At 70.6% G+C, this 15787-nt stretch carries 14 protein-coding genes; 12 read left to right on the forward strand and 2 right to left on the reverse strand.

Going from position 1 to position 15787, the window contains the following annotated elements:
• The 9 genes from ACZ4VT_RS32005 to ACZ4VT_RS32045 form a co-directional block, all read left to right on the forward strand.
• Positions 1–504, forward strand: a 504-nt coding sequence (locus ACZ4VT_RS32005; RefSeq protein WP_467954922.1) for an acyl-CoA carboxylase biotin carboxyl carrier protein subunit, incomplete at its 5' end; no start/stop codon positions are given.
• Between the two features lie 11 nt (positions 505–515).
• The gene (locus tag ACZ4VT_RS32010; protein ID WP_467954978.1) at positions 516–1436 is read left to right on the forward strand and encodes a hydroxymethylglutaryl-CoA lyase; all 921 of its coding nucleotides are present in this window, start codon (positions 516–518) and stop codon (positions 1434–1436) included.
• A gap of 7 nt (positions 1437–1443) precedes the next feature.
• Positions 1444–2604, forward strand: coding sequence for an acyl-CoA dehydrogenase family protein (locus ACZ4VT_RS32015; protein WP_467954923.1), 1161 nt, complete (start codon positions 1444–1446; stop codon positions 2602–2604).
• A gap of 141 nt (positions 2605–2745) precedes the next feature.
• On the forward strand, positions 2746–3783 hold the full coding sequence (locus ACZ4VT_RS32020; RefSeq protein WP_467954924.1) for an ABC transporter substrate-binding protein: 1038 nt from the start codon (positions 2746–2748) through the stop codon (positions 3781–3783).
• Between the two features lie 72 nt (positions 3784–3855).
• Positions 3856–4761, forward strand: coding sequence for a siderophore-interacting protein (locus ACZ4VT_RS32025; RefSeq protein WP_467954925.1), 906 nt, complete (start codon positions 3856–3858; stop codon positions 4759–4761).
• Positions 4762–4906: 145 nt separating this feature from the next.
• Complete coding sequence (locus ACZ4VT_RS32030; protein WP_467954926.1) at positions 4907–6397, forward strand: pyridoxal phosphate-dependent decarboxylase family protein; 1491 nt, start codon at positions 4907–4909, stop codon at positions 6395–6397.
• Positions 6381–7682: a lysine N(6)-hydroxylase/L-ornithine N(5)-oxygenase family protein gene (locus ACZ4VT_RS32035; protein WP_467954927.1), complete on the forward strand. Its 1302-nt coding sequence runs from the start codon at positions 6381–6383 to the stop codon at positions 7680–7682. The genes ACZ4VT_RS32030 and ACZ4VT_RS32035 overlap by 17 nt, the downstream gene beginning before the upstream one ends.
• Positions 7679–8266 (forward strand): GNAT family N-acetyltransferase, encoded by a 588-nt coding sequence (locus ACZ4VT_RS32040; protein ID WP_467954928.1) that lies wholly within the window; start codon positions 7679–7681, stop codon positions 8264–8266. Before ACZ4VT_RS32035 ends, ACZ4VT_RS32040 begins: the two co-directional genes overlap by 4 nt.
• The gene (locus tag ACZ4VT_RS32045) at positions 8263–10044 is read left to right on the forward strand and encodes an IucA/IucC family protein (protein WP_467954929.1); all 1782 of its coding nucleotides are present in this window, start codon (positions 8263–8265) and stop codon (positions 10042–10044) included. Before ACZ4VT_RS32040 ends, ACZ4VT_RS32045 begins: the two co-directional genes overlap by 4 nt.
• 263 nt (positions 10045–10307) lie before the next feature.
• On the opposite strand, the gene ACZ4VT_RS32050 is transcribed toward ACZ4VT_RS32045, so the two are convergent.
• Positions 10308–11906: a beta-N-acetylhexosaminidase gene (locus ACZ4VT_RS32050; RefSeq protein WP_467954930.1), complete on the reverse strand. Its 1599-nt coding sequence runs from the start codon at positions 11904–11906 to the stop codon at positions 10308–10310.
• A gap of 51 nt (positions 11907–11957) precedes the next feature.
• On the opposite strand from ACZ4VT_RS32050, the gene ACZ4VT_RS32055 reads away from it, so the two are divergent.
• The 3 genes from ACZ4VT_RS32055 to glmS all read left to right on the forward strand — a co-directional run bounded on the left by ACZ4VT_RS32055 (position 11958) and on the right by glmS (position 15100).
• On the forward strand, positions 11958–12842 hold the full coding sequence (locus ACZ4VT_RS32055) for a DUF4429 domain-containing protein (protein ID WP_467954931.1): 885 nt from the start codon (positions 11958–11960) through the stop codon (positions 12840–12842).
• Between the two features lie 96 nt (positions 12843–12938).
• A complete protein-coding gene (locus ACZ4VT_RS32060; protein WP_467954932.1) occupies positions 12939–13214 on the forward strand; it encodes a hypothetical protein in 276 nt (91 codons plus the stop codon).
• Between the two features lie 68 nt (positions 13215–13282).
• Positions 13283–15100, forward strand: a complete 1818-nt coding sequence (glmS, locus tag ACZ4VT_RS32065; protein WP_030388548.1) for a glutamine--fructose-6-phosphate transaminase (isomerizing) — start codon at positions 13283–13285, stop codon at positions 15098–15100.
• Between the two features lie 98 nt (positions 15101–15198).
• Here the strand turns inward: glmS and ACZ4VT_RS32070 are convergent, their stop codons facing one another.
• A complete protein-coding gene (locus tag ACZ4VT_RS32070) occupies positions 15199–15765 on the reverse strand; it encodes an acetate uptake transporter (RefSeq protein WP_467954933.1) in 567 nt (188 codons plus the stop codon).
• Positions 15766–15787 lie beyond the last annotated feature (22 nt).

Consider the following 15787-nt stretch of genomic DNA (forward strand, 5'->3'; position numbering starts at 1 on the left):
CCTCTTCTCTCCCTTCCTGCCCCCCCCCTCCCCCGTGTGTTTGGGCCTCTCCCCCCCCCCCCCCCCCCCCCCCCCCCCCCCCCCCCGGCCCGCGGCCGGATCCTCAACCGCACCCCCGACACCGTCACGGTCGAACTCGACGGCGTCACGCACCGCTTCAGCCACGCCACCTCACCGGAGGGGACCTGGCTCGGCCGCGACGGCGACAGCTGGCACGTCCAGCACCACGACCCCGTATCCGCCCAAGGCGCGGCGAGCGGAGGGGCTGACACCCTCGCCGCCCCCATGCCCGGCACCGTCACCGTCGTCAAGGTGGCCGTCGGCGACAAGGTGGCGGCCGGGCAGAGCCTGCTCGTCGTCGAGGCCATGAAGATGGAGCACGTCATCTCCGCCCCGCACGCCGGCACCGTCACCGAGCTCGACGTGACCCCCGGCACCACGGTCGCGATGGACCAGGTCCTGGCCGTCGTCACCCCCGACGAGGACGAGGAGGGGGCCGCGTGAACAGGCTGCCCATGACCGTCCCGGTCCCCGGCCTCCCGGCCCGGGTCCGGATCCACGAGGTCGGCGCGCGCGACGGGCTCCAGAACGAGAAGGGCGCCGTACCCACCGAGGTCAAGGCGGAGTTCATCCACCGCCTGGCCGCCGCCGGGCTCACCACCGTCGAGGCCACCAGCTTCGTGCACCCCAAGTGGGTGCCGCAGCTGGCCGACGCCGAGGCGCTGTTCCCGCGGCTCGCGGACCTCGACGGGGTGGCCCTGCCCGTCCTCGTCCCCAACGAGCGCGGCCTGGACCGGGCGCTCGCGCTCGGGGCCACCCGCATCGCCGTCTTCGGCTCGGCCACCGAGACCTTCGCCTCCCGCAACCTCAACCGGACCGTCGCCGAGTCCCTCGCGATGTTCGAGCCGGTGGTGGCCCGCGCGAAGCAGGAGAAGGCGCACGTCCGCGGCTACCTCTCGATGTGCTTCGGCGACCCCTGGGAGGGCCCCGTCCCGGTCCACCAGGTCGTACGGGTCGCGAAGTCCCTGCTCGACCTCGGCTGCGACGAGCTGAGCCTCGGCGACACCATCGGCGTCGCCACTCCCGGCCACGTCCAGGAACTGCTCGGCGGCCTGAACGAGGCGGGCGTCGGCACCGACCGCATCGGCGTGCACTTCCACGACACCTACGGCCAGGCCCTCTCCAACACCCTCGCCGCGCTCCAGCACGGCGTGACCACCGTCGACGCCTCCGCAGGCGGCCTCGGCGGATGCCCGTACGCGAAGAGCGCCACCGGCAATCTCGCGACCGAGGACCTGGTGTGGATGCTCGACGGCCTCGGCATCGAGACCGGGGTCGATCTGGCCGCCCTCACCGCCACGAGCGTGTGGATGGCCGAACAGCTGGGGCGTCCCAGCCCCTCACGAACCGTCCGCGCCCTCTCCCACAAGGAGTAGTCACACCATGTCCCTCGACCACCGGCTCACCCCTGAGCACGAGGAACTCCGCCGCACCGTCGAGGCGTTCGCGCACGACGTCATCGCCCCGAAGATCGGCGACCTGTACGAGCGGCACGAGTTCCCGTACGAGATCGTCGCCGAGATGGGCCGCATGGGCCTGTTCGGCCTGCCCTTCCCGGAGGAGTACGGCGGCATGGGCGGGGACTACCTCGCCCTCGGCATCGCCCTGGAGGAGCTGGCCCGCGTCGACTCCTCGGTCGCCATCACCCTGGAGGCGGGCGTCTCCCTGGGCGCCATGCCCCTCTATCTCTTCGGCTCGGAGGAGCAGAAGAGGGAGTGGCTGCCGAAGATGTGCTCCGGCGAGATCCTCGGTGCCTTCGGTCTGACCGAGCCCGGCGCGGGCTCCGACGCCGGCGGCACCCGCACCACGGCCGTCAAGGACGGCGACGAGTGGGTCATCAACGGCTCGAAGTGCTTCATCACCAACTCCGGCACGGACATCACCGGTCTGGTCACGGTCACCGCCGTGACGGGCCGCACGGCGGACGGCCGCCCGGAGATCTCCTCGATCATCGTCCCGTCCGGCACCCCGGGCTTCACGGTGGCCGCGCCCTACTCCAAGGTGGGCTGGAACTCCTCGGACACCCGCGAGCTGTCCTTCGACAACGTACGGGTGCCCCTGGCCAACCTGGTGGGCGCGGAGGGCCGCGGCTACGCCCAGTTCCTGCGGATCCTCGACGAGGGCCGGATCGCCATCTCGGCGCTCGCGACCGGGCTCGCGCAGGGCTGTGTGGACGAGTCGGTGAAGTACGCCAAGGAGCGGCACGCCTTCGGCAAGGCGATCGGTGACAACCAGGCCATCCAGTTCAAGCTGGCCGACATGGAGATGCGCGCCCACATGGCCCGCATCGGCTGGCGCGACGCGGCCTCCCGGCTGGTGGCGGGCGAGCCCTTCAAGAAGGAGGCGGCGATCGCGAAGCTGTACTCCTCGACGGTCGCCGTCGACAACGCCCGTGAGGCGACCCAGATCCACGGCGGCTACGGGTTCATGAACGAGTACCCGGTGGCCCGCATGTGGCGGGATTCCAAGATCCTGGAGATCGGCGAGGGCACGAGCGAGGTCCAGCGCATGCTGATCGCCCGTGAACTGGGCTTCTCCGCCTAGTCGCAGGGATCGTCCAGGTCCGGGTGGAACGAGGGGGCCCGAAAACTTAGGGCCCCCTTATCGTTTTCGGCCAAGGTTAGGCTAACCTTCCTCACGAACGGCTCAGTGGCCGCCCGGATACGCACGAAAACGGACATCGACATGCCCAAGTCCCGAACCTCCTCCTTCACCCGCCGCGGTTTCATCGCGGCAGGCGGCGCCCTCGGCCTCGTCGCGGCGCTCGCCGCGTGCGGTGGCACCGACTCGGCGAAGGGCGACGGCGGCAAGGACAACGGCGCTGCGGCCTCCGGCCCCTGGACCTTCAAGGACGACCTCGGCAAGGAGGTCAGCACCAAGTCGAAGCCGAAGAACATCGTCGCCTTCACCGGCACCGCCGCCGCGCTGTACGACTACGGCGTCCAGGTCAAGGGCGTCTTCGGCCCGACGAAGACCGCGGACGGCAAGCCCGACGTCCAGGCCGGCTCCATGGACATCTCCAAGGTCGAGATCCTCGGCAACGTCTACGACGAGTTCAACGTCGAGAAGTACGCGGCCCTCCAGCCCGAGCTGCTCGTCACCAACACCTGGGACGGCACGTACTGGTACGTCCCGGAGGCCTCCAAGGACAAGATCCTGAAGCTGGCCCCGGCCGCCGCGGTCTCCGTGGGCGGCGACGCCACCCTCGACAAGGCGCTGGAGCGCACCGCGGACCTCGCCAAGTCCCTGGGCGCCGACATGAACGCCAAGACCGCCGTCGACGCGAAGGCCCGCTTCGAGGCCGCCGCCGCGAAGGTGCGCGAGGCCACCAAGGCCAACCCGGGCGTCAAGGTGCTCGTGGGCTCCGGCTCCGCCGACCTGTTCTACGTCTCCACCCCGGACACCTCGGCCGACCTGAAGTACTTCAAGCAGCTCGGCGTCGAGTTCGTCACCCCGGAGAAGCTGGACGAGGGCGGCTTCTTCGAGAGCCTCAGCTGGGAGAACGCCGGCAAGTACAAGGCCGACGTCGTCCTGCTCGACAACCGCACCGGCACCCTGCAGCCGGAGGAGCTGAAGGCGAAGGCCACCTGGGCCGAGCTCCCGGCGGTCAAGGCCGGCCAGATCACCCCGCGCGTCACCGAGCCGATCTACTCGTACGCCAAGTGCGCCCAGATCCTCGAGGACCTCGCGAAGTCCATCCAGAACGCCAAGAAGGTCAGCTGACCCGGTCGACCCGCGGCGCCCGGTGACCCCGGGCGCCCGTAGGCCGTTCCGACTTCCAGGGGGATCCTCCGCATGACCGTCACCGCGTCCGGCGACACCGCTCCGGCCGTCGCCCACTTCAGGTTCTTCGCACTCGAAGTGGTCCGCACGCGCCGCCTCGGCCACTCGTTCCTGCGGGTCACGTTCGGCGGGGAGTCCCTCGCGGGCTTCCGCTCGGGCGGCTTCGACCAGAGCCTGTCGCTCTTCCTGCCCCCGTCCGGACGGGAGCACACCGTGCTCCCGTCCACGGACGAGGACACCTGGTTCGCCGCCTGGCGCGGGATGCCGGACGAGGAGCGGCCGGTGATGCGCTCCTACACCGTGCGCGAGCAGCGCCGTACGCCCGAGGGGGCGGTCGAGGTCGACATCGACTTCGTCCTGCACGGCGATGCCTCGCCGGCCTCCCGCTGGGCCGGGCGCGCGGTCGCCGGCCGCCGGATCCTGGCCATCGGCCCGGCCGTCGCGGAGAACAAGTCCGTTCGCTTCCAGCCGCCGGCCGCCACGGACGCGATCTGGATGTACGCGGACGAGACCGCCCTGCCGGCCGCGGCCGCGATCCTGGACCGGCTGGGCGCCGGGACCCGGGTCCGGGCCTGGTTCGAGGTCCCGCACGAGGACGACCGGATCGCGCCGGCCACGCTCGCCGACGCGGACATCACCTGGATCGTGCGCGAGGGCCACGGCCGGGAGCGGACCGAGCAGGTGCTGAGCGTGCTGCGCTCGGCCGAACCGCCCGCCGCCGAGGTCCCGTACGTCTGGCTCGCGGGCGAGGCCGGCACCATTCGCGCGGTGCGCCGCCACTTCGTGCAGGAACGATCCGTCGACCGCCGCGCGGTGCGTTTCACCGGCTACTGGCGGCTCGGCGCGAGCGAGGAGCAGCTTCTCGCCGAGGCGTACGCCGGCAAGGCGCCGAGCGAGGACCCGGCGTCCGAGCTGTAGTCGACTCCCGTACTCCGTGAGGCCGTTGAAGAGGGGCCCTGGCTTTCAGTCAGGGCCCCTCTTCATTTGGCCTATTAGTTTAGGTTAGGCTAACCTAAACATCACACCCCACCCTCCCCTTCTCCCCCTGCCCGGAGGAAAGTTGATGCGCTCGCATCTGCTGAACGAGACGACCGCGGACCTCTACCGGCGTTCCGTCACCGAGGGCGTCGACCGCGTCGCCGCCAAACTCGCGACCACGGAACGGCCCCACACCGGTATATCCGTCGGCGAACTCGCCCCGGTCATCAACGGGATCGACCTCGACAAGCCGCTCGCGGACGCGGCGGCCGTCCTGGACGAGCTGGAAGACGTCTACCTGCGCGACGCGGTGTACTTCCACCACCCGCGCTACCTCGGGCACCTCAATTGCCCCGTCGTGATCCCCGCGGTGCTGGGCGAGGCCGTCCTCTCGGCCGTCAACTCCTCCCTCGACACCTGGGACCAGTCCATCGGCGGCACGCTGATCGAGCGCCGCCTCATCGACTGGACCGCCCAGCGCATCGGCCTCGGCCCCGCCGCGGACGGCATCTTCACCTCCGGTGGCAGCCAGTCCAACTTCCACGCGCTGCTCCTCGCCCGTGACGAGGCCTGCCGGATCGTCATGAAGCGGGCCCTGGACGAGGGCACCGAGCTCACCAAGGCCGAACTCCTCCCCAAGCTGCGCATCTTCACCTCCGAGGCCAGCCACTTCAGCGTGCAGAAGTCGGCCGCCATGCTCGGCCTCGGCTACGAGGCCGTCATCTCGGTGCCCGTCGACCGCAACCGCCGGATGGACACCGCGGTGCTCGCCCTGGAACTGGAGGAGTGCGCCGCCGAAGGCCTCTTCCCGATGGCCGTCGTCGCCACCGCCGGCACCACCGACTTCGGGTCCATCGACCCGCTCCCCGAGATCGCCCGCCTGACCGCCGAGCACGCCGCGTGGATGCACGTGGACGCCGCGTACGGCTGCGGACTGCTGGTCTCCCCCACCCGCCGGCACCTCCTCGACGGCATCGAGCACGCCGACTCGGTCACGGTCGACTACCACAAGTCGTTCTTCCAGCCGGTCAGCTCCAGCGCGATGCTGGTCCGCGACCGCGACACCCTCAAGCACGCCACGTACCACGCGGACTACCTCAACCCGCGCCGCATGGCCGAGGAGCGCATCCCCAACCAGGTCGACAAGTCCATCCAGACCACGCGCCGGTTCGACGCGCTCAAGCTCTGGATGACCCTGCGCGTCATGGGCGCCGACGGCGTCGGCTCGCTCTTCGACGAGGTCATCGACCTGGCCGCGACCGGCTGGGACCTCATCGACGCCGACCCGCGCTTCGAGGTCGTCGTCAAGCCGCAGATCTCCACCCTCGTCTTCCGCTTCCTGCCCGGCCGGGAGGTCCCCGCCGACCTCCTCGACGAGGCCCAGCTCCACGCCCGCAAGGCGCTCTTCGCCTCCGGCGAGGCCGTCGTCGCCGGGACGAAGGTGGACGGGAAGCAGTACCTGAAGTTCACCCTCCTCAACCCGCAGACCACGACGGCCGACATCGCTGCCGTCCTCGACCTCCTCGCCGCACACGCCGAGCAGTTCCTGGGAGAATCCCTTGCCGTCCACCACTGAGACCCACGACTTCATCGGTATCGGCCTCGGTCCCTTCAACCTGGGACTCGCCTGCCTCACCGCGCCGATCGACGAGCTGAACGGCCTGTTCATCGAGTCGAAGCCGCACTTCGAGTGGCACGCGGGGATGTTCCTGGACGGCGCGCACCTGCAGACGCCGTTCATGTCGGACCTGGTCACCCTCGCCGACCCGACCTCGCCCTTCTCCTTCCTGAACTACCTGAAGGACCAGGACCGGCTGTACTCGTTCTACATCCGGGAGAACTTCTACCCGCTGCGCGCCGAGTACAACGACTACTGCCGCTGGGCCGCCGACCGGCTCGACAACGTCCGGTGGTCCACCTCCGTCACCGAGGTCACCTACGACGAGCGGGCCGGCCTCTACGAGGTCCACACGGACCAGGGCGAGACCCACCGGGCCCGCCGCCTGGTCCTGGGCACCGGCACCCCGCCGCACGTCCCCCCGTCCTGCGAGGGCCTCGGCGGCGACTTCCTGCACAACTCCGCCTACATGCGGAACAAGGCGGAGCTGCAGAAGAAGAAGTCCATCACGCTGATCGGCTCCGGCCAGAGCGCGGCCGAGATCTACTACGACCTGCTCGCCGAGATCGACGCGTACGGCTACCAGCTCAACTGGGTGACCCGCTCCCCGCGGTTCTTCCCGCTGGAGTACACGAAGCTGACGCTGGAGATGACCTCCCCGGAGTACGTGGACTACTTCCACGCCCTCCCCGAGGACACCCGCTACCGGCTGGAGACCCAGCAGAAGAACCTCTTCAAGGGCATCGACGGCGACCTGATCAACGCCATCTTCGACCTGCTCTACCAGAAGAGGATCACCATGCCGGGGCAGGTGCCGACCACCCTGCTGACGAACACCTCCCTGAACAGCACGGCGTACGACACCACCACGGGCACCTACACCCTGGGGCTGCGCCAGGAGGAGCAGGAGCGCGACTTCACCCTCGCCTCCGAGGGCCTGGTCCTGGCCACCGGCTACAAGTACCAGGTGCCCGAGTTCCTCGCCCCGGTGCGCGAGCGGCTGAACTTCGACGGCCGCGGCCGCCTCGACGCCGGCCGCAACTACAGCGTCGACACCACGGGCCGCGGGGTGTACCTGCAGAACGGCACCACCCACAACCACTCCCTGACCTCGCCCGACCTGGGCATGGCCGCGTACCGCAACGCCTACATCGTGGGCGAACTCCTCGGCCGCGAGTACTACAAGGTCGAGAAGTCCATCGCGTTCCAGCAGTTCGCAGCCCCGGAAGGCACGCACGCATGAGCACCACCGACATCCTCTTCAGCCGGACGGACGCGGCCCTCGGGACCTTCGCCGTCCGCCCGCTGGACCCCTTCGCCGACGCGGAGCTGCTGCACGGGTGGGTCACGCACCCCAAGGCCTCGTTCTGGATGATGCAGGACGCCTCGCTCCCGGACGTCGAGCGCGAGTACATGCGGATCGCCGCACACGAGCACCACGACGCCTTCATCGGCCTCCACGAGGGCCGCCCGGCCTTCCTGATGGAGAGCTACGACCCGAGCGAGCTGGAACTGGTCGGCCTGTACGACGCCCAGCCCGGCGACGTCGGCATGCACTTCCTCGTCGCGCCGAGCGACCAGCCCCTCAGCGGCTTCACCCGCGCCGTGATCACCACGGTGATGGCCGCCCTCTTCGCCGACGCGGAGACGGAGCGCGTCGTCGTCGAGCCCGACGTCCGCAACACGGCGGTGCACGCCCTCAACGCGGTGGTCGGTTTCGTCCCCGAGCGCGAGATCCGGAAGCCGGAGAAGGAAGCCCTCCTCAGCTTCTGCACCCGCGCCCGGTTCGAGGCCGCCACCGGCATCACCCAGGAAGTGTCGATATGAGCCTGGCCGACGCCGTCTCCCACCTCTCCCCCGAGCTGTGGGCCCGCGCGAACCGCGCGCTGGTCCGCAAGGCCCTCGCGGAGTTCTCCCACGAACGCCTCCTGACGCCGAAGCCGCTGGGCGACTCCTGGTACTCGGTCCTGAGCGACGACTCCACGGTGGAGTACCGGTTCAAGGCCGTCCTGCACGCCCTCGACCACTGGTCGGTGGACGAGTCCTCGGTCACCCGCCTGCAGGACGGCGCGGAGCTCCCGCTGGACGCGCTCGACTTCCACATCGAGCTGCGCGAGGCGCTGGGCCTGAGCCCGGAGGTCCTGCCCGTCTACCTGGAGGAGATCTCCTCCACCCTGGCCGGCACGGGCTTCAAGTACACGAAGCCGCAGGTCTCCTCCGACGTCCTCGCGAAGTCCTCCTTCCAGGACATCGAGACGGGCATGACCGAGGGCCACCCCTGCTTCGTGGCGAACAACGGCCGTCTCGGCTTCGGCGTGCACGAGTACCTCTCGTACGCCCCGGAGACGGCGAGCCCGGTCCACCTGGTGTGGCTGGCGGCCCACAAGGACGTCTCCACCTTCACGGCGGGCGCGGGCCTGGACCACGACTCCTTCGTCCGCGCCGAGCTGGGCGAGGAGGCCGTCGCCGGCTTCGCCGCGCAGCTGGAGGCCCTGGGCCTGGACCCGGCCGACTACCACCTGCTGCCGGTCCACCCCTGGCAGTGGTGGAACAAGACCACGGTCACCTTCGCCGCCGAGATCGCCAACCGGCGCCTCGTGCTGCTGGGCGAGGGCTCGGACGCGTACCTGGCGCAGCAGTCGATCCGTACGTTCTTCAACCGGAGCGCGCCGGAGAAGCACTACGTCAAGACGGCCATCTCGGTCCTCAACATGGGCTTCATGCGCGGTCTCTCGGCCGCCTACATGGAGGCCACGCCGGCCATCAACGACTGGCTGCACCAGCTGATCGAGGGCGACGAGGTCCTGCAGTCGGTGGACTTCTCGATCATCCGCGAGCGCGCGGCGATCGGCTACCACCACCGCCAGTACGAGCGCGCCACCGACCGCTACTCGCCGTACCGCAAGATGCTGGCCGCGCTGTGGCGCGAGTCCCCGGTGAACTCCCTCAAGGGCGACGAGCGCCTCGCCACCATGGCCTCGCTCCTGCACGTCGACGCCGAGGGCAAGTCCTTCGTCGGCGCCCTGATCGAGGAGTCGGGCCTGACGCCGGCGCAGTGGCTGCGCCACTACCTGCGGGCCTACCTGGTGCCGCTGCTGCACTGCTTCTACCAGTACGACCTCGCGTACATGCCGCACGGCGAGAACACGATCCTCGTGATCGAGGGCGGCGTGGTGAAGCGGGCGATCTTCAAGGACATCGCCGAGGAGATCGTGATCATGGACCCGGACGCGGTGCTGCCGCCCGCGGTCGAGCGGATCCGCGCGGACGTCCCGGAGGACATGAAGCTGCTGTCCGTCTTCACGGACGTGTTCGACTGCTTCTTCCGTTTCCTGGGCCCGATCCTGGCGACGGAGGGCATCTGCGAGGAGGACACCTTCTGGCGGGCGGTGGCCGACTGCGGTCACGCGTACCAGGAGTCGATGCCTCAGCTCGCGGAGCGCTTCGCGCGGTACGACCTGTTCGCGGAGGAGTTCCAGCTGTCCTGCCTGAACCGCCTCCAGCTGCGGAACAACAAGCAGATGGTCGACCTGTCCGACCCGTCCGCCGCCCTGCAGCTGATCGGCACCCTCAAGAACCCCGTCGCGGCCTTCGCCCGGCGGTGACCCACGGGGCGGGGGCGGTATCGACACGGTCCCTCGGTACCGCCCCCTCCCCCACGGCGCGACGGCGTGGCCGCGAAGCCCGGACTGGCCCTCTTCGCGGCCGCGCCCTCGCGTGGGCGTTCCCCGAACCGCCGGAGGCGGCGTCCGCGGCACCCCCGTTGCCGCGGAAGCCGCCTCCGGCTTTCGGTTCCCCGGCCCCCTCCGCGCCAAGTGTGCGCCCGCAGGCAGGCGTTGTGGAGTCGATTTCTAGAAATGTTTTCTAGTTATCTCGCCCAGGGAACGTCCGGGGCCCGGTAGAAGCCGATGCCCTGTGCGTCGAGGCGGGGCTGCTGGGCCGCCAGCCGGCGGCTGTACGAGGTCCAGTCCAGCGAGCCCGCAGGGGACCAGCCGAGCTCCGCCAGGCCCAGGACCCGCGGGAACGCCATCAGCTCCCAGTCCGCGCGCGTCGCGACGTTCTCCGTCCACAGCGGGGCCTCCACCCCCAGGACGGCGGACTCCGGGACCCCGGCCAGGTAGGCCCCCGGGTTCCAGGAGTACGACCGCCGCACCGGTACGTACCCGGCCCACGCCAGCCCCGGCTTGGTCGCCGCCTCGTACTTCATGTCCAGATACAGCCGGTCCGCCGGCGACAGCACCAGCGGGTGGCCCGCCTTCGCCGCCGCCACCACGGCCGCCCGGTCCGCGGCCGGGGTCTTGTCGTGGCCCCAGTACTGGAGCACCGCCCCCTGCGCCGGCCGCGCCGTCGCCAGCTGGTGCCAGGCCATCACCGTCTTCCCGTACCGGCCCACCACCGCCTGCGCCCGGTCCATGAAGGCCGCGTAGTCCGCCGCCGGCGTCACGTGCGCCTCGTCGCCGCCGATGTGCAGGTACCGGCCGGGGGTCAGCTCCGCCAGCTCGCCGAGCACCTCGTCGATGAACTCGTACGTCCGCTCCTTGGCCACGCACAGGGAGCTGAAGCCCACCTTGGTCCCGGTGTACCGGGCCGGGGCCTTCCCGTCGCAGTTCAGCTCCGCGTAGGAGGCGAGCGCCGCGTTCACGTGCCCCGGCATGTCGATCTCGGGGACCACGTCCACGTACCGCGCCCCCGCGTAGGCCACCAGCTCCCGGTACTCGTCCTTCGTCCAGTGCCCGCCGGGCCCGCCGCCGACCTCGCTGCCGCCCCCGTACTCCGCCAGCCGCGGCCAGGTGTCGACCGCGAGCCGCCAGCCCTGGTCGTCGGTCAGGTGCAGGTGCAGCGTGTTCACCTTGTACTGGGCGAGCTGGTCCACGTACCTCTTGACCTGCTCCACCGAGAAGAAGTGCCGCGCGATGTCGACCATCGCCCCCCGGTACGCGAAGCGCGGCCGGTCGGTGACCGTCCCGCCCGGCACCGTCCCGGGTCCGGCCACCGGCACCAGCTGGCGCAGCGTCTGCCCCGCGCGGAAGAGGCCGGCCGGGGTCCGCGCGGTGAGGGTGATCCCGTCGGGGCCGGACTCCAGCCGGTACCCCTCGTCGCCCAGGCCCCCGGCCTCCTCGTCGATCCTGAGCCGGATCCCGTCCCCCTGCGCCCCGTCGACCACCGGCAGCGGCAGTCCGCTCGGGCCGCGCAGCTGCTCGGCGAGGAGCTCGCCCACCCGGCGGACCTCCTCGTCCGCTCCCCGGCCGGTACGGATGACCGTGCCCGCCCCGAAGGAGTACCCGGGCCCCTCCGCGCGCACGGAGACCGGCGCGGGCAGCAGCCGCTCGAAGGGGGCGAGGGCCGCGGGCGGATCGTCGCCGGGTCTGGCGTCGTCGCCGTGGGCGGCGGTGCAGGAGACGGAACCGCCCACGAGGCCGAGGGCCAGCAGGGCGCCGAGCGTGCGTCGCAGTCGCAGGACTCTCATGGCCCAGGTATAGGCCAACTGGCCCGTCCGTGACGGTGGGAGAATCGCCGGATGGCGGAAATCATCCAGAAGGACGGCACTTGGAGCTTCGACGGGGACGCGGTGCGCATCGTGCCGGGCCGCGACAAGGGGGTGGCGCTGTTGCGGCAGACCCTCGGCGAGGTGGTCGTACCGCTGCGCGCGCTCGCGGGGATCTCGTACGAGCCCAGCCGCAAGGCGGGCCGGCTGCGGCTGCGGCTGCGTGACGGCGCGGACCCCCTGCTCCAGGTGACGGGCGGACGCCTGCCGGAGGCCTCCGACCCGTACCGGCTGACCGTGGAGTCGGACCGCAGCGGGGTCGCGGAGTACTTCGTGGACGAGGTGCGCAACGCCCTGCTGCTGGACCAGGTGGACACCGGCCCGGTGGACACCTACCTGCTGCCGGGGCCGGCCGTGCCGATCGCGGTGGGCGCGGGAGACGGGACGGCGGCCTTCGACGGCGACCGGGTGGCCCTGGACTGGAACTGGACGACGGAAGAGGCCAAGCGCTCCGCCGGGCCGCGGGAATTCCGGATCGCCGACCTGCGCACGGTGGAGTGGTCCCCGTCGAAGGGGCTGGAGAACGGCTGGCTGCGCTTCACCCTGACGGGCGCCCCGCCGGCCCCGGCACCCAAGTACGACCCGCACACCGTGGAGCTCTTCGGTTTCAAGAAGGACCCGCTGATGGCCCTGGTCGCGGCGGCCGTGGCCGTACGGATGCCCCACCCGGCGGCGCCGCAGGAGGGCCCGGCCGACGCGGTCGCCGCGCCCGCGGAGCTCTCCCCGGCGGCCGCCCCCGCCGAGGACCACGACGCCCTGCTGCGGCGGCTGCGCGAGCTGGGCGATCTGCACCAGGCCGGGGTTCTGACGGCCGAGGAGTTCGCTGCGGCGAAACAGGCTGTTTTGCGGCGTTTCTAACCGGAGTCACGCATTCGCTGGTCCAGACCAGGGGGATCCTGCCCGGATTCGGGCAGGATCTTTGCGTTCGGCGCCGTTAGCCGCCAATATCTACGAGTGCTCGATCGCCGCTCGTCGCATGACGACCTCGTCGACCACCTGGTGCGCAGCACCGCGCTGCAGCGCGGTGAAGCCGCCCGGGTGGTACTCGACGTGCTCGCCTACTTCGACGAGACGACCGAGGAGTTCGTCCGCCGCCGCCACCGGGAACTGCAGTCCGGCGGAGCGGTGAACGCGGAGATCTTCGAGCGGATCGCGGCCGAGCTGCCGCACCGCGCCGTGGCGCCTCCGGAGCTCTCGCTCCGGCAGCTGCGCCGCATCGTCTACGGCTGAGCCGCCGGCGGCCGCGGGCGCGGCTGCGGGCGAGCACACGAACCGAACTTCAGGAGGGGCAAAACCGTATGTGCGGAATCGTCGGTTACATCGGCAAGCGTGACGTGGCACCGCTGCTGCTGGAGGGCCTGCAGCGGCTGGAGTACCGCGGATACGACTCCGCCGGCATCGTCGTGAACAGCCCGAAGGCGTCCACCCTGAAGGTGGTCAAGGCCAAGGGCCGCGTCCGCGAGCTGGAGTCCCGCGTCCCCAAGCGCTTCGCCGGCACCACCGGCATCGCCCACACCCGCTGGGCCACGCACGGCGCCCCGAGCGACATCAACTCGCACCCGCACCTGGACGCCGAGAACAAGGTCGCCGTCGTCCACAACGGCATCGTCGACAACGCCTCCGAGCTGCGCGCCAAGCTCGAGGCCGAGGGCGTCGTCTTCGTCTCGGAGACCGACACCGAGGTGATCGTCCACCTGATCGCCCGCTCCGAGGCCGAGTCCCTGGAGGACAAGGTCCGCGAGGCCGTCAAGGCGATCGAGGGCACCTACGGCATCGCCGTCATGCACGCCGACTTCGCCGACCGCATCGTCGTCGCCCGCAACGGCTCCCCGGTCGTCCTCGGCATCGGCGAGAAGGAGATGTTCGTCGCCTCGGACGTCGCCGCCCTGGTCGCGCACACCCGCCAGGTCGTCACCCTCGACGACGGCGAGATGGCCACCCTGAAGGCCGACGACTTCCGGACCTACACCACCAGCGGTGCCACCACCACCGCCACGCCGGAGACCGTGGAGTGGGAGGCCGCCTCCTACGACATGGGCGGCCACGACACGTACATGCACAAGGAGATCTCCGAGCAGCCCGACGCGGTCGACCGCGTGCTGCGCGGGCGGATCGACGACCGCTTCAACACCGTGCACCTGGGCGGCCTGAACCTGGACCCGCGCGAGGCGCGCGGCATCCGCCGGGTCAAGATCCTCGGCTGCGGCACCTCGTACCACGCGGGCCTCATCGGCGCCGGCCTCATCGAGGGCATGGCCCGCATCCCCGCGGACGCCGAGCCGGCCTCCGAGTTCCGCTACCGCAACCCGGTCGTGGACCCCGACACCCTCTACATCGCGGTGTCGCAGTCCGGTGAGACCTACGACGTGCTCGCGGCCGTGCAGGAGCTCAAGCGCAAGGGCGCCCGCGTCCTCGGCGTGGTCAACGTGGTCGGCTCCGCGATCGCCCGCGAGGCCGACGGCGGCGTGTACGTGCACGCCGGCCCCGAGGTCTGCGTCGTCTCCACCAAGTGCTTCACCAACACGGTCGTGGCCTTCGCGCTGCTCGCCGTGCACCTGGGCCGCATCCGGGACCTGTCGGTCACCGACGGCAAGCGGATCATCGAGGGCCTGCGCAAGCTGCCCGCGCAGATCCAGGAGATCCTCGACGGCGAAGAGGACATCAAGAAGCTCGCGGCCGAGTTCGCCGAGGCCAAGTCGATGATGTTCATCGGCCGGGTGCGCGGCTACCCGGTGGCCCTGGAGGCCTCCCTCAAGCTGAAGGAGATCTCCTACATCCACGCCGAGGCCTACCCGGCCTCCGAGCTCAAGCACGGCCCCCTCGCCCTGATCGAGCCCTCGCTGCCGACGGTCGCGATCGTTCCGGACGACGACCTGCTGGAGAAGAACCGCGCGGCGCTGGAGGAGATCAAGGCCCGCAGCGGCCGGATCCTGGCGGTCGCCCACCGCGAGCAGGAGAAGGCGGACCACACCATCGTGGTCCCGAAGAACGAGGACGAGCTGGACCCGATCCTGATGGGCATCCCGCTCCAGCTGCTGGCGTACCACACGGCCCTGGCCATGGGCCGGGACATCGACAAGCCGCGCAACCTGGCGAAGTCGGTCACCGTCGAGTAGCCGACGGCCCCCGTCACATGAGTCGGCCCCCGTGCGCGGTGCGCACGGGGGCCGATCTCATGGGGTCCCTGCGGATCCCCCGCGGATCCCGGTGGTGCTCAGCTCGCGGCGACCGCGCCGCGCCGGGACTTGCCGACGGCCATCGGCCAGTGCGCCAAGGCCGCGGTGGCCCCGTACCAGGCCAGCAGACCGGACACGGCGGCGACCCAGCCGCCCGCCTTGGCGAGCCCGCCACCTTCCATGAAGGAACCTATCGCCAGCAGGACGAGCGACAGGGTCAGCAGGCCGTAGACGCCCTGGCTGAACAGACCGCTCGCGGCGGCGACCGTGAGGGTCAGCGCGAGCATCGCGAACAGGACAAGAAACGTTCCGGCGGCTTCGTCGGAGACCGAAGCCCCCGCGCCCTTGGCCCAGGTGAACCAGAAGATGCCGAGGCCCGCGAACGCGGTGCCGTTGAACCCGTTGCCGCCGCGGTACTCCAGGAGCCCGAGGAGGAACAGGGCCGCGCCGCCGACGTACATCGCGAGCGACACGGAGTTGGCAGCGGACACACCGTCGATGACACCGGTGTGTCCGATACCGAACGCGAGAAGGGTGAGACCCAGGGCGATGTTCCCGAGGGTCGAAGTCGAGGCCGTGCTTCCCGCAGAGACACCATTGTCCACGGCGGGCTCCCTTCGATCTGCA

It is taken from the genome of Streptomyces sp. NPDC029164 (assembly GCF_055563995.1).